The following is a 22,677-nucleotide window of genomic DNA, read 5'->3' as shown; positions in this document are numbered from 1 at the left end:
CAAAGTAGTTTTATATAGGAGAAGTAGCTTATGAAAGAGTATGATTATTTAATAGTTGGAGCCGGGCTTTTTGGAGCAATATTCGCTTACGAAGCTAAAAAAGTAGGGAAAAAGTGTTTAGTAATAGACAAAAGAAATCATGTAGCAGGTAATATTTATTGCAAAGAGGTAGAAGGAATCAACGTTCATGAATATGGTGCACATATATTTCATACAAGCAATAAGGAAGTTTGGGATTATATAAATCAATTTGCAGAATTTAACAGGTATACAAATTCACCAGTTGCAATTTATAAAGATGAATTATATAATCTGCCATTTAATATGAACACTTTTAATAAGCTTTGGGGTGTAAAAACTCCAAAAGAAGCTAAGACTAAAATTGCAGAACAAATGGCTGAAAGCAATATAGTGACGCCTAAAAATCTTGAAGAGCAGGCAATAAAACTTATAGGTAAAGATATTTATGAGAAACTTATAAAAGGATATACAGAAAAGCAATGGGGGCAAAGAGCCACAGAACTTCCTGCATTTATAATAAATAGACTTCCTGTAAGATTTACTTACGATAATAACTATTTCAACGATAAGTATCAGGGAATTCCTATAGGAGGTTATACTAAGATAATTGAAAAGATGCTGGATGGAATTGAAGTTAAAATTGAAACTGATTTCTTCAAGCAAAGAGCAGAACTTGAAGCAATGGCTGATAAAATAATATTTACAGGAATGATAGATGAATTTTATGATTACAAGTTTGGTGCCCTAGAATATAGAAGTTTAAGATTTGAGCATGAAATACTAGATGAAGAAAATTATCAAGGCAATGCAGTGGTGAATTATACTGAATATGAGATACCTTATACACGAATAATAGAACATAAACACTTTGAATATGGAACTCAACCTAAAACAGTTATTACAAAAGAATATCCTGCGAATTGGAACAAGGGGGATGAACCATATTATCCTGTTAATAATGATAAAAATAATTTAATTTATGCTAATTATAAAGAATTAGCAGGTAAAGAACCTAAAGTTATTTTTGGAGGAAGACTTGGTGAGTATAAATATTATGATATGCATAATGTGATTGAGCAAGCTTTAAAATGTGTTAAAGATGAATTTTATTAATCGTTAATAAGTTCAATATTGAAAATAGAGGCAATAAAAGTTAGCCAGAAGTTAATGCGTTCAGGATTTAAAAAGCAATAGATAATAGATGTGAAAAGAAATAAAAAATAAATATTACAAAAAGTTTACAATATCGATACAAATTAATACATTGTAAACTTTTTGTTTTTTTATGTGATAAAATAGAAGTTAATGATGAAAGAAATTAATCAATAATGCTTGGTAAAGTACTATATAGGGAGGAAAAATGGAAAAATTAGATCATAAGGATTACTTGAATTTTACGGTTGGACCTGTGATGATGGATGATAAGATTAGAAAAATAGGGGAACAGCAGATTCCTTATTTTAGAACAGATGAATTTTCCTATATAACTTTAGAAAGTGAAAGATTAATAAAGGAAATAATAAAAACAGAAGAGAAATCCAGGGTCATATTCCTAACAGCTTCAGGAACAGGAGCTATGGAAGCTACTGTAATGAATACATTAAGTAAAGATGATAAGGTATTAGTAGTTAATGGTGGTAGTTTTGGACATAGATTTGAAGAATTATGTGAAATTCATGAGATACCACATGAAGTAATTAGACTTGAATGTGGTCATAAGCTAACAAAGGAACATTTAGAGCAATATAGAGATAAGGGATTTACAGCATTCCTAGTTAATGCTCATGAAACATCTACAGGAGTACTTTATGATTTAGAGTTGATAGGAGAATTTTGCAAGGAACAAAATATATTCCTTATTGTAGACTCTATAAGCTCATTTATAGCTGATAAATATGAGATGGATAAGTGTCATATAGATGTCACTATAATAGCATCTCAAAAGGCTATAGCCCTTCCACCAGGAGTTTCTATAATAGTTGTAAATGAAAGAGCAGTAAAGAGAATAGAAGAGAATAATGTAAAGAGCATGTATTTTAATTTGAAGAGCTATCTATCAAATGGAGAGAGAGGACAAACTCCATTTACTCCAGCAGTAGGTATATTAATTCAATTAAATGCAAAACTTAAAGATATAGCTGAAGTAGGGGTAGAGACCTATATCAATAGAAGTAGAGCATTAGCTGAAGATTTTAGAAATAAAATAAAAGAGTTACCATTTGAAATAGTAAGTGAAAATTTATCTAATGCAGTGACTCCATTAAAACCACTTGGTAAGATGGGAGCTCATGATATATTTGAATATATTAAAGATAATTGCAACATATTTGTTTGTCCAAATGGTGGAGAACTTAGAGATACTTTATTTAGAGTGGGTCATATAGGGGATTTAAAGATAGAGTATAACGATAAATTAATTGAAGTTTTAAAAGATATGTATAAAAGGGGTATGTTATAATATGAGAGCATTGATATTAGCAGCAGGTAGAGGTACTAGAATAAGCAGATATTTATCAGGGAGACCAAAATGTACTGTGGATATTGGTGGAGAGACTTTAATAGAGCACACAGTTAAACAACTTAGAAAAGCAGGAATTAACGAGATTGGTATTATAGTTGGATACAATCAAAAGGCTGTAAGGGAAATATTGAGAGAACATCAGGTTTCTTTCTTTTATAATCCGTTTTTTGATGTAACTAATAGTATAGCATCAGCATGGTTTGCAGATAGATTTATAAAAAATGATGATGACATAATTATAATGAATGGGGATGTATTTATAGAAAATTCATTATTAGATGATATCTTGAATGAAAAAGTAAGCCCAGTTCTTTTCTCAGATTCATCAAGAAAGGAACAGGCAGACTATAAGTTCTATTATGAAGATAATATATTGAAAAAGTATGGAAAAGAGCTATCTGGAAAAGATGTTTCAGGAGAGTACATTGGTATAGCAAGGATTGGCAGAGAATTTATCGATACCTTCAAGAGTAGTTTAGATAATATGATAGAAGCACAACAACATTCTTTATGGTGGGAAAATGCTCTATATGAATTAAGCAAAGATAATGATATCTATGTTAGAGATGTAGCAGGTAAGTTCTGGGCGGAAGTAGATTATATAGAGGATTATGAAAGAATACTAAAATTTAGAAATTATGACATGAAGTTTAATATAGATGTATGTAAGCATGAATCTTCAGCTGGAGATATAGTTTAAAATAATTATAAAAGGATTATAATATATATAAATAGAGTGGGTTTGAGTAGCGGCATCTTGAAAAAATCAATAAGTTTATATGTGACGAATATTTGAACTTGTTATTTTTTGAAGAAGCCTAATAAGCGTTAATAACTTTCTAACGAATATTTATACTAAATTCACTTTTATTTTGCATGCAGTTTGTGATATAATTATTAAAGTGTTAAAAGTAGGTAAAATTTGCACGGGGAATTAGGACAATGTCTGGGAGGTCAAAAGATGAAAAGAGTTTTAACCTATGGTACTTTTGATTTATTGCATAATGGTCATATTAATATATTAAGAAGAGCAAAAGATTTAGGTGATTATCTTATCGTAGCTGTGTCTACAGATGAGTTTAATGCAATTAAGGATAAAAAAGCATATTTTACATATGAAGAAAGAAAAGCTATGATTGAGTCCGTAAGATATGTAGACTTAGTTATACCGGAGCAAACTTGGGAACAAAAAGTTGATGATATAAAGAGGTACCATATAGATACAGTAGTTATGGGTGATGATTGGAAGGGTAAATTTGATTATTTAAAGGAATACTGTGAAGTTATATATTTACCAAGAACTGAAGGAATATCTACTACTCAAATAAAAGAAGATTTATCTGACTTTTTGGATTCGTAAGAATCTTAAATATGTAATAATTTAAAAACTATTTTTCAAAACAGTAATAAAGTTGTTTTGAAAAATAGTTTTTTTTTATTCTTTAGAAAATTATAGTCACCTGCCAAGTTTTTCTCACATTCATTTCGAAAAGGCAGATGCATAAAAAATGTGTACTTATAAAATATGTAAGTATAAAAATAGATGTACAGAATGTAAAATAAATAAACAAATTGAAAAATAAACAAGAGCAATATTGACAGTTAAAAAAAGGTAAATGTATAATTGTGGAATAATGATTAAAAAAATCTAGGAGAGAGATAAATGGAATCAAAAAATGTTGAAAATGAATTGATTAAGAAAGCTAAAGAGAATGATGAGAAAGCAAAGTTATTGATCATCGAGAAAATGACTCCATATATTAGAAAAGTAGCAAAGAGTTATTTTATTCACTGTTACACTGAAGAAGATTTAGTACAACTGGGTGTAGTGTCAGTGCTTAAAGCTATTGATAGCTATGATTTGAAACGATATACAAATTTTTTTGGCTATGCAGCTCTTGCTATAAAAAACAATTACGGATCTCTATTAAGAAAAGAATATAAGAAAAGTGAGGAACTTAGCTTAAATCGTACAGATGAAAATGGAATGGAAATCATTGAAACACTATTTAGTGATGAGACACTAGAAGATGAGTGTATACTAAAAACACAATTGATTGAATTGAGGGAAACATTAGGATTGTTAACAAAGGAAGAAAAAAACTTTATTATTTATATATATATGATGAAGCATGGGGGAATAAAAGCATATTCAGAAAAGTATGGAATAAAGTATTCATCTTGCATATCTATGAGAGATAGAATAATTAAAAAGTTAAAGAAGGGGATGAAGGAACTAGAATAGTATTAAAGTTCAACAATAAGATTACATGGAAAAATCAAGTTTATAGTAAATAGAGTAATTAAAAATGAGTGTGTCTTTACATGACACCTCTTTTTTATTTTATGTGAAAAAGAATTACTTGTACGACTTTAATTTCTAGAAGAAAGGATTTGTATAAGCTATAAGAAGTAAATGGATAAATGCAATGAGAAATTGATTTAAAAAAACAATTGACGAAAGTTTGAAATTAAAATATACTTTAACTGGATTAAAAAACTGAAATTAAAATCCGGCGCTTTAATGAGAAATGAAAAGAAAAATGTTGAAAACAGGTGAAAATGTAAAAATTATAAAAAGATAAATTAATAAAAAGTTGAGGTAAGGGGTACATTAAATCTATCACAACTTTTAAATATATAAGTAAATAGGAGAAAAAAATGAAAAACGTTTTTATTATTGGATCTAAAGGGATACCTGCAAATTATGGCGGCTATGAGACTTTTGTTCATAAGTTAACAGAAAAAAAGATTTCCAAGGAAATCAAATATCACGTTGCATGCATGGCAAATGATGATAAGGAATTTGAAGTTAATGGAGCTAGATGTTTTAACGTAAAGGTCACCAATATAGGTAATGCTAAAGCTATTTTATATGATATAAATTCTATAAAGTGTGTTTGCAAGTATATAGAGGAAAACAATATTAAAGATGCTATTTTGTATATCTTAGCGTGCAGAATAGGACCCTTTATGAAGCATTACAAGAAAAAACTTCAAAGGCTTGGAGTGACAGTGTACATAAATCCAGATGGGCATGAATGGATGAGAAGCAAGTGGAATGCAGCTATTAAAAAGTATTGGAAAGTAAGTGAAAAGCTTATGGTTAAGCATGCGGATTTAGTTATTTGTGATTCAGTTGGAATTCAAGATTATATTAAAAAAGAATACAGAGAGTTCAATCCAAAGACTACTTTTATAGCTTATGGTTCAGATGTTGAAGAGAAAAATGAAAAATTGAGTGCTGAAGCAATAAGATGGTATAATGAGAAATCAGTTAAAAAAGGAGAATATTATCTTATAGTTGGTAGATTTGTGCCTGAAAACAATTATGAAACTATGATAAGTGAATTTATGAGGTCAAACTCTGACAAGGATTTGATTATTATCACAAATGTGGAGAAAAATAAGTTTTATGATGATTTAGTTCTAAGAACAGCCTTTGATAAAGATTCAAGAATTAAGTTTGTTGGAACAGTTTATGATGAAAAACTTTTAAAAGAAATAAGAGATAATGCTTATGCATATATTCATGGCCATGAAGTTGGAGGAACAAACCCATCGTTACTGGAAGCGTTAGCGAGTACAAGAATTAATTTGCTTTTAGATGTAGTATTCAATAGGGAAGTAGGTAGAGATGGAGCTGTATATTTTACGAAGGAACCAGGAAATTTGGGAAAACTTATCAATGAAGTTGATATGTATGATATAGAATTAATAGATGCCTTGGAGAAAAAAGCAAAGGCACGTATTTTAAATCATTATTCTTGGAACTATATAGTTAAAGAATATGAAAAGCAATTTTTATAAAAAAACATGATTTTTGTAATACATATATAAATTAAAGATTTAAAGTTCTTATTGGAAAAATAAGTTAAATTATAGAGCTGAATAGTGTATATTATAAGCTAAGTTATAATGTTTTATAGCATAGAAACTTAAAATAATATGATAGGGGGAAAATTATGAAAATAGCAGTGGCAGGAACTGGATATGTGGGATTGGTAACAGGAGTTTGTTTATCAGAGCTGGGATTAAACGTTATATGTGTAGATATTGATGAAAAAAAAGTTCAAACTATGAAAAATGGAATTTCACCAATTTATGAGCCAGGGCTAGATGAGCTTATGGCAAAAAATTATAAATGTGGAAGGTTAAATTTTACTACTAATTATGTAGATGCATACAAGGATGCGGATATAGTTTTTATAGGAGTAGGTACACCAGAAAGAGAGGATGGTTCAGCTAACTTAGATTATGTTTTTACAGTATGTGAGCAGATATCAGAAAATGTTCAAAAGGATTGTCTAGTTGTAGTAAAATCAACAGTTCCTATTGGAACTAATGATAAAGTAGAAGAATTCCTTAAAGAAAGAGTAAAACATAATGTCAATATAGAAGTGGCTTCAAATCCAGAATTTCTTTCTCAAGGAACGGCTATTAAAGACACTCTTTATGCAAAAAGAATTGTAATAGGTGTTGAATCAAAAGATGCTGAGTATAAATTAAGAGAAGTTTACGAAAGATTCAATCAACCTATTGTAGTTACAAATAGAAGAAGCGCTGAAATGATTAAGTATGCTTCAAATGACTTTTTAGCCTTGAAAATTTCTTTTATTAATGAAATAGCTAATTTCTGCGAGATAGTTGGAGCGGATATAGAAGATGTAACAAAAGGAATGAGCTATGATGCAAGAATAGGAGATAAATTCTTACAGGCAGGTTTAGGATATGGTGGTTCATGTTTTCCTAAGGATACAAAGGCATTACACTGGCTAGCTAATGATAATGGATATGAGATTAAGACAATAAAGGCCACTATTGAAGTAAATGAGAACCAAAAATATAAATTGTTCAGAAAATCTAAGGAGAGATTTGGAAGCCTAAAAGGAAAGAAAGTTGCAGTATTAGGTCTTACTTTTAAACCAGGTACAGATGATTTAAGAGAAGCACCTTCAATACCTAATATAAGAAGATTATTAGAAGAAAAGGCTGAAATTGTGGTTTATGATCCTGTTGGGGAAGATAATTTCAAGAAGTTGTTTCCTAATGAAGTTTCATATGTAAATACTCCGAAAGAAGCTTTAAAAGATGCAGATTTAGTGTTTATATTCACAGAATGGGAAGAAATCAAACAAATTAGCCTAGCTACATATAAAGAACTAATGAAGACACCAGTTATTTTTGATGGAAGAAATTGTTACAAAGTACAAGATGCTGCTGAAAGTGGAATTGATTATTATTCAATTGGAAGAAAAGAAGTGGTGCAAAATAAGATGAATTAAGAGAAGGGATAGACGTTATGAAAGTATGTATTGATGCACATGTGCTAGGAGACAGATCTGGAGGAAATGAAACTTATTATAGAAATATAATAGATAACATTTATAAGAATCTAGGGGATACTGATGAGTTATTTATTTTGCTTGATAGTGAAGAGGAAAAGAAAAGAATAGATGCAAAGAATATAAAAAACGTAAAGACGATCATGTTCAAGTATAAAAATCCAATAAAGAGATATGGATATGAAATGGCGAAAATAGTTAAATCTTATAGTATAGATGTTTTACATACTCAATATTATTCACCAATAATCAAAAATTGTAAGCTAGTAGTTACAATTCATGATGTATCTTTTATACATTATCCGGAATGTTTTAATACAATGGAGTTAATCAGAAATAGGTTATGGATACGTAATGCGGCTAAAAGAGCTGATAGTATTCTAACTGTTTCTGAATATTCTAAGCAAGATATTGTTAAGCAATTTGGCGTGAATGACAATAAGGTGCATGTTACATATCTTGCTCCATCAGGTATATTTAGAGAGTTAGAAGATAAAGATGTAGAGCAGGCAAAAGAAAAATTTAAAATTGACGCTCCTTATATTTTAGCAGTTGGTAATTTGCAACCACGTAAGAACTTAGTTACATTAATTAATTCTTATGTAAAGATAAAAAGTAGTGATATAAATTTTAAGCACAAATTGGTCATTGTTGGGAAAAAAGCTTGGAAATATGATGCTATTTTTTCAACTTTAAATAGTCATAATTTATCTGATGATATTATATTAACAGATTATGTATCTGAGGAAGATTTAGTAAGACTATATAATGGTGCAGATGTATTTATATATCCATCAATTTTTGAAGGATTTGGTTTACCTGTAATAGAAGCAATGGCATGCGGAACTCCTGTAATAACTTCTAATACCACATCATTGCCAGAAGTTGTAGATGATGCAGCAATTTTAATTGATCCATATAACCAAGAAGAAATTGTAAGCAAGATTGAAGCTTTGTGTATGGATAATCAACTAAAAAATGAGCTTAGAGGAAAGGGCTTAAAAAGGGCAAAACTTTTCTCGTGGGAAACTACAGCTAAAAAAGTTATGGATGTTTATAAATTTACAATGCAAAAATAACATAATTATATTTTAAATTGAAAGGAATGAAGAATTATGTTATGTGAAGATTTGGATTTGAGTATAATAATACCTGCATATAATGTGGAAATTTACATAAGACAGTGCTTAGATAGTGTGCTTAGACAATCAATAGAAAATTATGAAATAATTCTTGTAAATGATGGATCAACAGATACAACACAAAAAATTTGTGAAGAATATACTAGCAAATATAGTTGTATTAAGTTAATAAATCAAGAAAATAAAGGGTTAGGTGCAGCTAGGAATACAGGGCTTAAGCATGCAAATGGCAAATACATTGGATTTGTTGATAGTGATGATTTTATAAAAGAAAATATGTTTTCTGCTATGCTTAATTTAGCGAAAAAAAAAGATTTAGATTTAGTTATATGTGATGTTGAGTTATTTTTTGAAGATACAAATATAAGAAAAACTATAGAAAATGATTTGAAAGCAGATTTTGTTTACCATACAAAAAATACTTTAGAAAGTTTTTTTACCTATAATGTTAAGGGGTTTGCTTGGAATAAAATATACAAAAGATATCTATTTGATGGAATAAGATATGAAGAAGGAAAATATTATGAAGATATTTATCCTATGTTTAGCATATTAACGAAAGTAAAAACTATGGAAGTAATAAAAGAACCACTATACTTATATAGACAACGAAAAAATAATATAACAAGTGGGTGTACATTAAAACATGTACAAGATTTTAATATTGCAATAGAAAAAGTAAATAGAGAATATAAAAATGAAGAAAATTTTAATGAGGAATTATTAAGCTGTTTCAATATATTATATTCAAGTACAAGTTTTGACTTATATATTAGATACAAAAAATTTAAGACAGTAGATATTTATCAGGATTATAGCGAAGTATATTATAATGTTCCTAAATATACATTCAGGGAAGTTATATGCAATAAATATGCAGATGGTAGATATAAGATAAATTATTTGTTGTGGAAAATTAGGTTATTACCAATACTAAAGAAATTAAGATATAAGCTTAAATAGAATCTAAAATAAAGAAGTTGAAGGGTTGAATAATATGAGTAGTTTGGCAATTAGTGTAATTGTACCAGTATATAATGTTGAAAAGTATTTAGATGAGATGTTGGCATCTATATATAAGCAAACTTTTGAAGACTTTAATATAATAATAGTTAATGATGGGTCTACAGATAACTCCGAAGGAATAATAAAAAAATACGTAGATCTGTATAAAGATAAAACTATCTACATTAAGCAAGAAAATGCAGGGGTATCAGTAGCTAGAAATACTGCAATACCTTTTATAAAAGGTAAATATACTTTATTTTTAGATCCAGATGATTATATACGAGAAGATATGTTTCAAAAAATGTATGACAGAGCTGAAAGAGCATCGGCTGATATTGTGATGTGTGGATATGAAAAGGTATATGATTATGAGAACAATGATAGTAATAGACAATTTGTGCATGATGTAGAAGAACAAAAACAATATTGTAGTTATGAAGTTATGAATAGGATGTTAGATTTGGAAGTTAAGGGATACTTGTGGAATAAGCTATTCATTACTGAGAACGTAATGAAATATAAAATGCATTTTGCAGAAGGTCGGCTTATACAAGACTGGGCTCCAGTTTTTGAACAGGTAAGTGTTGCTAATAAAATTGTTTTTATAAATGAACCATTATATTTTTATAGGCAGAGGCAAAATTCAAATTTGCATAGAAAAAATATAAAACAAATAGAAGATTTTAATGTTGCAGTAAAAACAATAATTAATTATATAGTTGAAAATAATATAGAAGTAGCTGAAAGTAAATTCTATAGTTTTATTGCAGATTCACAAACTTCTCAAATTCATGATTATGTTAACTTGGGTAGAAAGTGTAATGAAGAGATATATAAGAAATGTGAAATAAAAGCTTTGAAATTATGGAATATAATTTTTAAAATAAAAACAAATAAAAGAGCAAAAATAAAATTGATACTTTTTAAATTAAGATTATTACATAAGGCTTTTTGAAATCATAAATGTAGTGATGGGAGTGTATGGTAGATATTTTATTGACAATATCTACATTTTTTATGATTATAAATATATAAATGAAGTAAAAAAAATTCGGTATAAAACCTAATTAAAATAAATAGGGGAATAATGATATGAAAATTTGTTTTATAACAAGTACTGTTTTTAATCTGGGTGGCGTTCAGAGAGTAGCGTCAGTAATAGCTAGCAAATTAAGTGAAGAACATGATGTAAGTATAGTATGTCTGTCAGATGAATTTCCCGTAGATCGAGCAATTTATAATTTAGATAAGAGAGTAAAAGTTGAAATTAAAACAACTCTGCTCTCAAAAAAGTCTTTTACGAGACTCATAGGTAGGATAGGTAGGGAAATAAATAATAAAACAAATTTACTTAATAAAAAAGATATGGTATCATTGACAGTAAACTTCTATTATCCTAAACAGATTCAAAATAGGTTTATTGATTATATTAATTCAAGAGAGTTTGATATTGTTGTAGGTGTTGAAGGAGTATACAGTATATTACTTGGCGTGATTTCTGATAAACTAAAGGCAAAAACTATAGGATGGCAACATAATTCTTATGATGCATATCTAAAAAATCCGTTTAGATATTATTGGCATCAAGATGAAATATTTAATAAATATATACCAAAGTTAGATAAGTATATAGTATTAAATGAATATGATAAAGAAATGTTTAAGAAAAATAATAATATTGATTGTCATGTTATAAGCAATCCAAGAAGTTTTGATAGTGATATTAAATCTGATGTTAAATCTAATAACTTTTTTGCAGCAGGAAGATTTGAATATCAAAAAGGTTTTGATTTGCTTATAGAGGCTTTTCAAATTTTTTCAACAAAGAATAGCGAATGGAACCTAACCATAGTTGGTGAGGGAAAAGAAAAAGATACCATAAACAATTTGATAATGAAGTATAACTTAAATGACAGAATAAAAATAGAGCCATTTACTAAAAATATAAAAAAGTATTTTCTTAATTCTTCTGCATTACTTTTATCTTCAAGATGGGAGGGAATGCCAATGATTGTATTAGAAGCTTTGGAGATGGGGGTACCTACAATTGCTTATGATATTACAGCTGTGAAACCATTAATAACTGATGGTCAACAAGGATTAATAGTAGAAAAATATGACGTGAGTTTTTATGCTAATGCTATGCTTAGCATAGCTAATAACTATGAATTAAGAAGAGAAATGGGGCTAAAATCAAGTGCAAAGTCTGAAGAGTTTAGCATAGAAAACATAAAAAATAATTGGAATAAAATAATTAATGAGTTATTTTAATTAAATATTATAGGAGAAAGCTATGAAAATAAAAGTTTTATTTATAATGAGTGCTATATTCTTTATATTTCTTATTCTTAATAAGTTTTATGCCGGCAAGCACAGAAAAGAAAAGAATATAATAGCTCTTTTAGTGATTACATGTGCTAATTTAGGTATTAGTATGAATTATACTACACATCTTATGAAACTAAAGCAAGAACTTTATGTACCATTAATTGTAGTAGTATTGTTAATAGTGATTTTAACCAACATTAATATTAACAATATTAAAACTAATTTGAATGATTTTAAGTTTCGCTTAGATGATTATTTTATACTATTTATATTAATTTGTAATTTAGCGTCTTTAGGGTTGGGTTATATAAGAAATGGTGTTAAATTTTTCAATATAATAGTAGTATACATTTGTGCAATTTTGATTTCAATCGCATTTAAGTTTTTAAAGGGATATGATTATAGAAAAATAACTGATTTTTTTAGCTATATAGCAATTGTAAATGGAATTTTAGGGATTGCTCAATATATAACTGGAAAAAAACTGCTTATAGGTGAATTTACAGAAACTATTTACTACAAACAAGAGGGATCGTATATAAAAAGAATAGTTGGTTTTGTAGGTACTAACAATGCAGCAGGTAATTTTGGAATGATTCTATTTGCAATAGTGTTATTCAATTTATTAAGAACTAAAGATAAAAAACATTTTATCGCGTTAATTTTTACATCTATATTTTCAATACTAACATTAACGAGAATAGGTTATGTTGCAATATTAATCGTAATACTTACTTACTTAGTGATTTTTAGGGATGAGGTTATTAAGCAGGTCAAGAAATATAAGATAATAGTAGGTGCTATTGGATTCATAGCTGTAGTTGCGGGATTATTTTTTGGAAGCCGTATTTACAATGTTCTTTTCCTACAAAGAGGAAATACACAAGATTCAAGATTTAATCAATATTATGTTGTTTACGATAAAATAATACGACATAATCCATTTTGGTACGGAATAGGAGCAGGTCAATATCAATATTTTGACTATTATTATATAAAAAAATGGGATATAGACATACATTCACAATATGTAAATCTTGTTGTAGAGAATGGATGGGTAATCGCTTTTGTGTTCTTATGCTTTAACTTATCTATTTTATTTGGGGCATTAAAAACATGTGAATCTAAATTGGAGAAATCACTTGTTATTGGTATTTTTATGGCCAACTTAGTTTGCTGTAATTTCAATCCAAATCAAGATTATTTTATAAACAATATTTTGTATTTTATAGTGATGTATTTATTTGTGTATAAAGCTAAGATAAAACATGATTCTTATAAAAGGAAGCATAAAATATAACAATATGTAATGTTGCTATTTAGGTTTGGGATATGTACATAATGGTGTTAAGTTTTTAGAAATAATCTTAGTATATGCATATGTATTTTTGGTTTGAATTTTATTTCATTTACTGAAAGTATATGATTATAGAAAGTAACTAATGCTGTTAGTTATATAGCTATTAATGGAATTTTAGGAATTACTCAATATATAACAGGTACAGAATTACTTAAGTAGAAGCATATTTAAATGGACAATCTATAAATATAGTAAGTGGAATATTATCAGATATATTTATAAAAAGTATGACTTCAATTGAAAGTAGATATAATGAAATTAAAATAATTGGTTATGAACATACTAAGTGGAAGGGACTGTTTCAAAGTTAATATGATTTAAAATAGTTTCAAACAGTACTAATTTTAAACAGTATATAGTGGAAGAAGATATTGAGTTATATATAATAGAGGTGATAATTATGGATGATAAATCCAAATTGAAAAGAGGAATACTTGTAACCTTTGTGGCGAAATATAGTAATGTATTTGCACAATTAATAATTAATTCAGTATTGGCTAGATTATTAATGCCGCAAGAATTTGGAATAATAGCAGTTATAACAGTGTTTATAGCATTTTTCAATATGCTAGGGGATATGGGGGTTGGACCCGCTATAATACAAAATAAATCATTAAAAAAAAAGGATATATCAGATATATTTAAATTTACAGTAGTTGCAGCAATAGTAATTGCAGTTGGATTTGCTTTATTCTCCTTTTTTATTGCGTATTTTTACGAAAATAAAATTTATATAAAGCTTGGATTTTTGTTATCAATTTCTGTTTTCTTTTCTATATGTAATATAGTACCTAATGCATTAATATATAAAAGGCAGAACTTTAGGTTGGCAGGATCAATAAATATAATAGTTAATGTATTTATTGGGATCATTACCATTACTCTTGCATTCAATGGATGGTCATATTATTCATTGGTAATGGATTCGATATTAAAAAGTTTATTTATATTTATTTTAACCTTTAAATTTTCTAGAATAAAAATAAAAAAAGGATATTCACCCGAATCAATTAAAAAGATAAAACAATACTCAAGTTATCAATTTTTATTTAATTTCATCAATTATTTTTCTAGAAACTTAGATAATATATTAGTCGGAAAGTTTTTAGGCTCATCTACATTAGGATACTATGATAAGGCATATAAGTTAATGTTGTATCCAGTACAAAATTTAACTAATGTTATAACACCAGTGTTACATCCCGTATTATCCGAATATCAAGATCAGATTGAAGTTATCTATGAATCGTATATAAAAGTTGTTAAAATTCTTGCTTATATAGGTGTTTTTGTTTCTGCTTATTGTTTCTTTTCCTCAAGAGAAATAATACGGATAATGTATGGCAGTAATTGGGATGCATCTATACCAATTTTTAGAATACTATCAATGACTATAATAATTCAGATGATTTTATCAAGTATTGGATCGATTTTTCAAGCAACAGGATATGTTAATAAGTTATTTTCCACAGGAGTTGTATCAGCATGTTTTACAATAACAGCAATAGTAACTGGAGTTGTAACTAGGAATATAGAAATATTGGGATATGGTCTAGTAGTGGCTTTTGTATTGAATTTTATTCAATGTTTTTATGTTTTAATTACACAAGTATTCCATAAAAACTTTGGAAGTTTTCTATTTGGACTTAGAAATATATTTATAATAGGCATTATTATGGTTATAGGATATTTATTAATGTCAAGAGTTTATATTAGCAATGTTTTATTAAGTGCCATAGCAAAATTTATAATAGGTACAATAACTTATTTAATTGGGTTGATTATAACAAAAGAATATAAACTATTTAAAAATATTATTAAAAAGTAAAATGAATGTCTTACATCAAATAGGATATTTGTTGTCATAAGGTTTCCATAATCATAACAATTATAAGAATGATTATGGAAACCTTATTTTATTATAAATAAGACATAATAAAAATAAACAATTTTAGACAAAAAAAGCAGGACAACAAAAAGAAATAGTATTATTTTTACGAAAAATAATGTAAAATTAAATTATACATTAAAAGTGTGTAATTTATGTTATGTACATTGAGGAGGGGGAAGGATGAACAAAAAAAGTGTGAGGTTAGTTGCTATTGTAGTTGCATTTGCATTAGTTGCAAATATTGCATTGCCATTGCAATTAATATCAGTATTTGCATTGGACAATTCAACTATATTTAAAAATAACAGTTTTGAATATGGTACTACTAATTGGACAGTTTGGAAAGGGACAAGTAACTTAAATGTAGATGCAGATGCAGCGAAATATAAGTCGGGCAGAAAATCTTTGAGAGTGTATAGCAATTCTTCTAGTGTTGCAAGAGGCTCAGTATCTCAAATTATATCTGTAAGTGGTATGTTAGGAAAGACTTTGCAATTAAGTCAATGGGTACAAAGTGCAGGGTTTTCAGGCAGTTTTCAGATAAGAATCAGATTTTTAGATGCCAAATATCAAAGTGTATCAGAAACAGACATTAAAGAAATGTATATAAGTGCTAATAGTAATTGGCAGCAAAAGAAGTATTTAATAAACATACCTAATAATGTTGCTGTTCAAAAGGTTAGCGTAGAATATATTTATAACAATAGTAAGGGATCTGTCTGGTTAGATGATGTAAGCTATAGTGTTGTGCCTACAGTAAATGCAAATAGTATAATAAAAAATGGTGGTTTTGAAGAAGATTATAGTTATTTCGCTGTTTGGAAAGAGCAACAGAATTTTAGTGCTGATATAGATAGCAGTGTTAAAAGATCAGGAAATAGTTCTCTTAAGTTGTATAGCAATAATGGGCAGACTGCAAGGGGGATAGTTTCTCAGAATATAGCTGCTAAAAGTGTTTTAGGAAAGACTTTACAGTTAAGTCAATGGGTACAAAGTGCAGGGTTTACAGGTGGTCTTCAAATAAGAGTAAAATTTTTGGATGTAAATTCACAGAGTGTAGCTGAAGCAGATATGAAGGATATGTATATACCTTATAATAGCAGTTGGCAACAAAAGAAATATTCTATAGATGTACCTAATAATTCTAAGATTCAAAAAGTTAGTATAGAATATATCTATAATTACAGCTGTGGAAAAGTGTGGATAGATGATATTGGATATGCTATTACGTCAACAGTAAAAACAGCAAATTTGATAAAGAATGGTAACTTTGAAGAAGATTATAGTTATTTTACTGTTTGGAAAGCACAAAGTAATCTTAGTGCTCAAATAGACAATACAGTGAAGAAGACAGGATACAATTCTCTTAAGATTTATAATAATAATGGTCAAAATGCAAGAGGCATAATTTCTCAAAAAGTTAATATTCCAAGCAACCTTAATGGTAAAGTTTTAAAGGTTCAGCAATGGATAAAAACAAGCCAGCTTTCAGGTGATGGAATTAAAGTTAGAATAGGGTATTATGGAAGTGGTACAACAGAAATAAGTGCTAAAGAAACTTATATTTTAGGGGTTTCAAAAAACCAAGATTGGAGACAAGTTCAGTATAACGTATTTATACCTAACAATAGTAATCTTAAAGCAATTACGTTAGAATATATTTTTGATAATTGCAAAGGAACTATGTGGTTAGATGACTTAAATGCAGTTGAAAATACAGCAGAAAGTAATAAAAATATAATTCAAAATGGGGGATTTGAATCAAATCTTCAAAATGTAGTTAATGCATGGACTACTTGGAATGATGTACAATATTCAGTGGAAACGCTAGATAAGTTTGAAGGCAGTAGTTCACTAAAAGTTTCATCAACAGTAGCCAATAAAGAAGCTAGAGTAACACAATACATTCCAATTACAAGTGATATATTGGGCAAAAATTTGAAGTTATCTGAATGGATTAAAACTGCAAAGGCTAATAATATATATGTAAACATCTATTATTGTGATGCAAAAAATGTTGATGTTGCTCAACCTTCAAAATTCAGTTATAATCTATCAGCAAATAATGCTTGGAACAAGTATGTTCAGAATGTGAAAGTACCTAATAATAGTAATATTAAGGCATTAGGGATAGAATATAAAATTAAAAATATTACAGATAAAGTCTTACTTGATGATGTGAGGCTTGAGCCTTATGTAGCAATAAGTAATATAACACCAGTATTACCTATAGTTGAATTGCAAAAAGGTGAAAGTAAAAATATAAGTTTTAATATCGCTCCAACTTACGCTACTCATAAGAATTTAAACTTATCATCAGATAATGCTTATATTGCAACAGCTAATTCTCAAGGGAAAATTACAGGTATAAATAATGGGACAACTAAAGTAAAGGTAATTCAGCAATATGAAGGATTAACCTTTGAGATACCTGTAATTGTGGGAGGAAGTAACATTATAAATGTGAATAAGATAAATAATCTTTCTGCAGTTTCAGGTCAGTGCATAAGTGGAAAAGTTACTGTGAATTCAGCAGATAGAAATTTAACTTATAGTATGATTGCAGATAGCCAAAATGGTTATGTTGATTTAAGTAAAGATGGAAGTTTTAAATATTATGCAAGTTCTGATTTTGTGGGAAAAGACTCTTTTGCCATAAAAATTCAAGATACTCATGGTAATTTTACTGCAGCACAATTTACTGTTAATATATCGGCTAAAAGTTTAAACTTAGCAAAAGAAGAGTTTGTAGTAAGTACATCAGAAAATCAAAAAGTTAATGGTGTAGTAGCAGTAAACTATTCAGGAACATCAAAATATCAAATAGATACAAATTCTTCAAATGGAGTGTTTACAATTAATAGTAATGGTTCGTATTCATATCAACCTAACTATGGATTTTTTGGATATGATAATGTAAAAGTCAAGGTTACAACAGATAATAATCAAACAGGTACTATAAACGGAACTATATATGTTGCGCCTAAAGCTTCAACTTTAAAGAATAAATTGAATTCTCAGCATCCAAGAATATTAGTAAATCAAGATAGATTTAATAATATAAAAACATTGATTTCTACAGATTATGATGCAAAACGTTGGTTTGCATCACTAAAGAAAAAGATTGATCCAATTTTAAGTGCACCAGTTGTAAGTTATAGTAAGCCTGATGGTGTGAGATTAGTGACTACATCAAAAGATTATATAGAGGGCTTGTGTTTTATGTATAAGGTAACTGGAGATGTTAAATATGCAGATAGAGCTTGGAAAGAAATTAATAACATTTGCAACTATCCTAGTTGGAATGAAGCGCATTTCTTAGATACTTCAAGTATGGCAGTAGCTGCAGCTATAGGATATGATTGGTTGTATAGTTATTTAAATGATTCTCAAAAAGCTATTATAGAAAATGCCATAAAGGATAAGGCTTTAAAGAAATATGCTTTAAACACGTGGCTAGACAGTTCAGAAAGTAACTGGAGTATTATATGTAATTCGGGAATGATTTTTTCAAGTTTAGCAATAGCTAACGGAACTAACAGCGACATTACACTTGGAACTGTTGAAAATGCATTAAAATCTATGCAAACATCTTTGAAAAATTATTATAAGGATGGAAGTACTTTTGAGGGTGCTGGTTATTGGGAATATGCAACTGAATATTTAATGTATGCAGATTCAAGCTTAGAAAATGCAGTTAATATGAAAAATTCATTTAGTTCCATTTTAAATTTCAAAAGTATAGCTGAGTTCCCAATGAATATAACTGGGACTAATGGAAGTTATAATTATGCAGATACATTAGAAAGTGTTATACCTAGTTATTTTAATTTATGGATTGCTAAAAAGTTGAATCAATCAAATCTTACTCAATATGCAAAACTATGTGATGGAAGAGCGAATGCAATTAATATTTTCAATTTATTGTGGTATGATCCTCAGTTATATAATCAAGGGTATAATACTGCATTAGATAAATATTTCGATGAAAATCAAGTAGTAACTATGAGATCTAGTTTTGATAAGGATTATGCTAATTTTATAGGAGTTAAGGGTGGTACTACTGGAGTTGACCATAGTGATTTAGATGTAGGTAATTTTGTATATGATGCCTTAGGAGTAAGATGGGCTGTGGATTTAGGAAGAGACAATTATAACTTACAAGGATATTTCAACGATGATTCTATAGGTGAAAGATGGAATTATTATAGAAAAAGAGCAGAGGGTCATAATACTTTAGTTATAGGTGATTCATCTGGCGCAGATCAAGTGGTAGGAAGTACATCTAGTATAATTACAAATGCGTTGAATAGCACAGACCCATATGTGGTTCTAGACATGACACCAGCTTATGCTAATAAAGCAGCTAAGGTAAATAGAAAAATACAACTTATTAATGCCAGAAAAGAAGTAGTAATAGAAGATGATTTTGTTCTTAAAAAGCTTGAAAAGGTAAGTTGGCAGATGCATACCAATGCTAGTATTACTATTTCAAGTGATGGACAATCTGCAATTTTAGTTCAAGATGGTAAGAGTTTAAAGATGACACTTTTAAGTGGATGTGGTGGAAAGTTTGAAGTTAAAAATGCTACACCTTCATCTACATCTCCTAATCCATCAGGTCAAAATCAAAATGTTGGAGTGAAGAAACTTGTAGTTACTACCAGTGTTAAGAGTGGGAAAATCAAAATACAAATGACTCCGATGGGAGATGTAAATTCAATGAAACCTATTGTAAGCAATGGTAGCTTTGAAGATAATCTTAAAGATTGGATAGTTTGGAATGCTACAGGAAATTTAAATGTAGCTGTGGATTCTACAAGTTCTAAAGATAAAAAGAATTCAGTTAAAATTTCTAATTCCAATAGTACTGTAGCGAGAGGAACATTGAGCCAACAAGTAAATGTAGTAAAATATGCAGGAAAGACATTAAAATTAAGTCAATGGGTAAAGAGCAGTGATTTAGTTGGAGATTTAAATTTAAGATTAACAATTGCAGATTTTAATTGGAATCAGATAGGCAGTAAAACAATCACAAAAATAAATATATCAGGAACTGAAGAATGGAAGTTGATAGAGTATACGATAAATATACCTAAAAATTGTACTTACCTAGGTTTTGAGTATTTATATGATAATGCTACAGGAACAGTATGGATGGATAATGTTCAGTTAAGTGTCCAGTAGAGCAGAATTTCAGAGTGACTTATAATATAACAGAATAGAAAAATAGAGAAATAGAGCATTATTTTTTATGTTCTGTTTCTCTATTTTAAAATATTCTAATAAATTTCTTTATTAGGTACAGAATAAAAGAAGAATATCTGTAGTATTTTAATCTTGAATAAATTGTAATTAAATTATCTAAAAAACTATTTTTGTATATAGTATAATAATCTAAATAAAATAAACTTAATTTTAGGAGATATATAACTATGAAAATTATTGTTACAGGAGCTAGAGGGCAGTTAGGAAGTCAGATAGTAGAAGACATAAATAAAGGATATTCTGAAATTGGTGAATTACCAGAAGTAATTAAAAATGCTGAAGTATTAGGGATTGATGTAGAGGAGTTAGATATATCAGACCTAAACAAGGTAAAAGAGTTTATATCAATTCAGAGACCGGATGTAGTAATAAATCCAGCTGCATATACTAATGTGGATGGGTGTGAAAGCAATGAGCAACTAGCTTATCAAATAAATGCATTAGGAGCTAGAAATTTAGCCATAGCATGTGAAGGTATAGGCGCTAAGCTTTTACATATTTCCACAGATTATGTTTTTTCAGGGGAAGGAAATGTTCCATTAAAAGAATATGAGTTGCCAGCACCTCAAAGTGTTTATGGAAAAACTAAGCTTGCGGGAGAAGAATTTGTAAGAGAGTTTTGTTCAAAATATTATATTGTCAGAACATCATGGCTTTACGGATATAATGGTAAGAACTTTGTATACACAATAATGAAGGCTGCGCAAGAAAGAGGAGTGCTTAAAGTAGTAAATGACCAAAAGGGGAATCCTACTAACGCTGAAGATTTAATTCATCATTTGTTAAAAATAATACTCACTGATGAATATGGGATATATCATTGTACAGGAGAGGGTGAATGCAGTTGGTATGATTTTGCTTCGAAGATTGTAGAATATGGGAATATAGAGTGTATAGTAAATCCATGTACTTCAGATGAATTTCCAAGCCCAACTAAGAGGCCAACTTACTCATCTCTAGACAATATGATGCTTAGAGTTACTGTAGGAAATGAAGTAAGAGAATGGCAAAAAGCGCTAAAAGAGTTCATAAAAAGACAAAATAGAACATATTAATAACAAATTATAACAGTTTTTCGTAGACAAAATAAATTTATGCAATTATAATAAAAAATGAATCAAGTATGAACTTTTATGATAAATTATTAAGTTACAGTGTTGAGAAAAAGAGGTGAGTATATGAAAGCACTAAATAGAGGAATAAAAAGAATAGTTGACATAGTACTTTCTATAATCGGACTTGTGTTTACAGTACCTACTATACTTGTGGTAGCCATTCTTATAAAGCTAGAGGATGGCGGAAATGTCTTTTTTGCACAAACAAGGATTGGTCTTAATGGGAAAAGGTTTAAAATGTTCAAAATAAGATCTATGCGACCAGATGCAGAACAGATTAAAGAACAATTATTAAAACATAACGAGATGTCTGGACCGATGTTTAAGATTAAAAATGATCCTAGAATGACAAGAATTGGTGTTTTTATAAGAAAAACTTCTATAGATGAACTTCCACAATTATTTAATGTATTGAAAGGGGATATGAGTCTAGTTGGACCTAGACCAAGTTTACCTCAGGAAGTTGAACAATTTGAGCCTTGGATGTTGGAACGTTTACAAGTCAAGCCTGGTCTTACTTGTTTTTGGCAAGTTAGTGGGAGAAATCACATAGACTTTGAAGATTGGATGAGGCTTGATGTTAAATATGTAAAAGAGCAAAGTTTATGGCTAGATTTAAAACTGATTTTCAAGACTGTTTTTGTTTTATTTGGAGATGAACATGCAAGCTAGATTTTA

The 22,677-nt window shown here is 28.7% G+C and carries 16 protein-coding genes; all 16 read left to right on the top strand.

The annotated features are described in order from the left end of the window. Nucleotides 1–30: 30 nt before the first annotated feature. Nucleotides 31–1,134, top strand: coding sequence for a UDP-galactopyranose mutase (gene glf, locus OCU47_RS15470; protein WP_261829508.1), 1,104 nt, complete (start codon nt 31–33; stop codon nt 1,132–1,134). 247 nt (nt 1,135–1,381) lie between these two features. Continuing rightward, entirely contained in the window at nt 1,382–2,479 is a 1,098-nt protein-coding gene (locus tag OCU47_RS15465; protein ID WP_261829507.1) for a pyridoxal-phosphate-dependent aminotransferase family protein, read from the top strand. 1 nt (nt 2,480) lies between these two features. After that, nucleotides 2,481–3,242, top strand: coding sequence for a phosphocholine cytidylyltransferase family protein (locus OCU47_RS15460; protein WP_261829506.1), 762 nt, complete (start codon nt 2,481–2,483; stop codon nt 3,240–3,242). A gap of 261 nt (nt 3,243–3,503) precedes the next feature. Next, complete coding sequence (gene tagD, locus OCU47_RS15455; protein ID WP_261829505.1) at nt 3,504–3,902, top strand: glycerol-3-phosphate cytidylyltransferase; 399 nt, start codon at nt 3,504–3,506, stop codon at nt 3,900–3,902. Nucleotides 3,903–4,205: 303 nt separating this feature from the next. Further along, nucleotides 4,206–4,787 (top strand): sigma-70 family RNA polymerase sigma factor, encoded by a 582-nt coding sequence (locus tag OCU47_RS15450; RefSeq protein ID WP_261829504.1) that lies wholly within the window; start codon nt 4,206–4,208, stop codon nt 4,785–4,787. Between the two features lie 416 nt (nt 4,788–5,203). Next, nucleotides 5,204–6,352 (top strand): beta 1-4 rhamnosyltransferase Cps2T, encoded by a 1,149-nt coding sequence (gene cps2T, locus OCU47_RS15445; RefSeq protein WP_261829503.1) that lies wholly within the window; start codon nt 5,204–5,206, stop codon nt 6,350–6,352. Nucleotides 6,353–6,507: 155 nt separating this feature from the next. Then, nucleotides 6,508–7,827 carry a UDP-glucose dehydrogenase family protein gene (locus tag OCU47_RS15440; RefSeq protein WP_261829502.1) on the top strand — a complete coding sequence of 440 codons (1,320 nt, stop codon included), beginning with the start codon at nt 6,508–6,510 and terminating at the stop codon, nt 7,825–7,827. 17 nt (nt 7,828–7,844) lie between these two features. Then, nucleotides 7,845–8,966, top strand: coding sequence for a glycosyltransferase family 4 protein (locus tag OCU47_RS15435; protein WP_261829501.1), 1,122 nt, complete (start codon nt 7,845–7,847; stop codon nt 8,964–8,966). A gap of 36 nt (nt 8,967–9,002) precedes the next feature. Next, nucleotides 9,003–9,992, top strand: a complete 990-nt coding sequence (locus OCU47_RS15430; protein ID WP_261829500.1) for a glycosyltransferase family 2 protein — start codon at nt 9,003–9,005, stop codon at nt 9,990–9,992. A gap of 34 nt (nt 9,993–10,026) precedes the next feature. After that, the gene (locus tag OCU47_RS15425) at nt 10,027–10,992 is read left to right on the top strand and encodes a glycosyltransferase (RefSeq protein ID WP_261829499.1); all 966 of its coding nucleotides are present in this window, start codon (nt 10,027–10,029) and stop codon (nt 10,990–10,992) included. Between the two features lie 137 nt (nt 10,993–11,129). Beyond that, nucleotides 11,130–12,308, top strand: a complete 1,179-nt coding sequence (locus OCU47_RS15420) for a glycosyltransferase (RefSeq protein ID WP_261829498.1) — start codon at nt 11,130–11,132, stop codon at nt 12,306–12,308. A 22-nt stretch (nt 12,309–12,330) separates the two neighbouring features. Continuing rightward, entirely contained in the window at nt 12,331–13,665 is a 1,335-nt protein-coding gene (locus OCU47_RS15415) for an O-antigen ligase family protein (protein WP_261829497.1), read from the top strand. Nucleotides 13,666–14,125: 460 nt separating this feature from the next. Beyond that, the gene (locus tag OCU47_RS15410; RefSeq protein ID WP_261829496.1) at nt 14,126–15,553 is read left to right on the top strand and encodes a lipopolysaccharide biosynthesis protein; all 1,428 of its coding nucleotides are present in this window, start codon (nt 14,126–14,128) and stop codon (nt 15,551–15,553) included. Nucleotides 15,554–15,796: 243 nt separating this feature from the next. Beyond that, nucleotides 15,797–20,803, top strand: coding sequence for a heparinase II/III domain-containing protein (locus OCU47_RS15405; protein ID WP_261829495.1), 5,007 nt, complete (start codon nt 15,797–15,799; stop codon nt 20,801–20,803). Nucleotides 20,804–21,051: 248 nt separating this feature from the next. Next, a complete protein-coding gene (gene rfbD / locus OCU47_RS15400; RefSeq protein WP_261829494.1) occupies nt 21,052–21,939 on the top strand; it encodes a dTDP-4-dehydrorhamnose reductase in 888 nt (295 codons plus the stop codon). Nucleotides 21,940–22,038: 99 nt separating this feature from the next. Continuing rightward, complete coding sequence (locus OCU47_RS15395; protein WP_261829493.1) at nt 22,039–22,671, top strand: sugar transferase; 633 nt, start codon at nt 22,039–22,041, stop codon at nt 22,669–22,671. Nucleotides 22,672–22,677: the final 6 nt, after the last annotated feature.

Origin of the sequence: Clostridium sp. TW13 (assembly GCF_024345225.1) — a bacterium.
GTDB lineage: Bacteria > Bacillota > Clostridia > Clostridiales > Clostridiaceae > Inconstantimicrobium > Inconstantimicrobium mannanitabidum.
The sequence above is the reverse complement of the archived record's forward strand: the minus strand, read 5'-3'. Positions and strand labels throughout refer to the sequence as shown.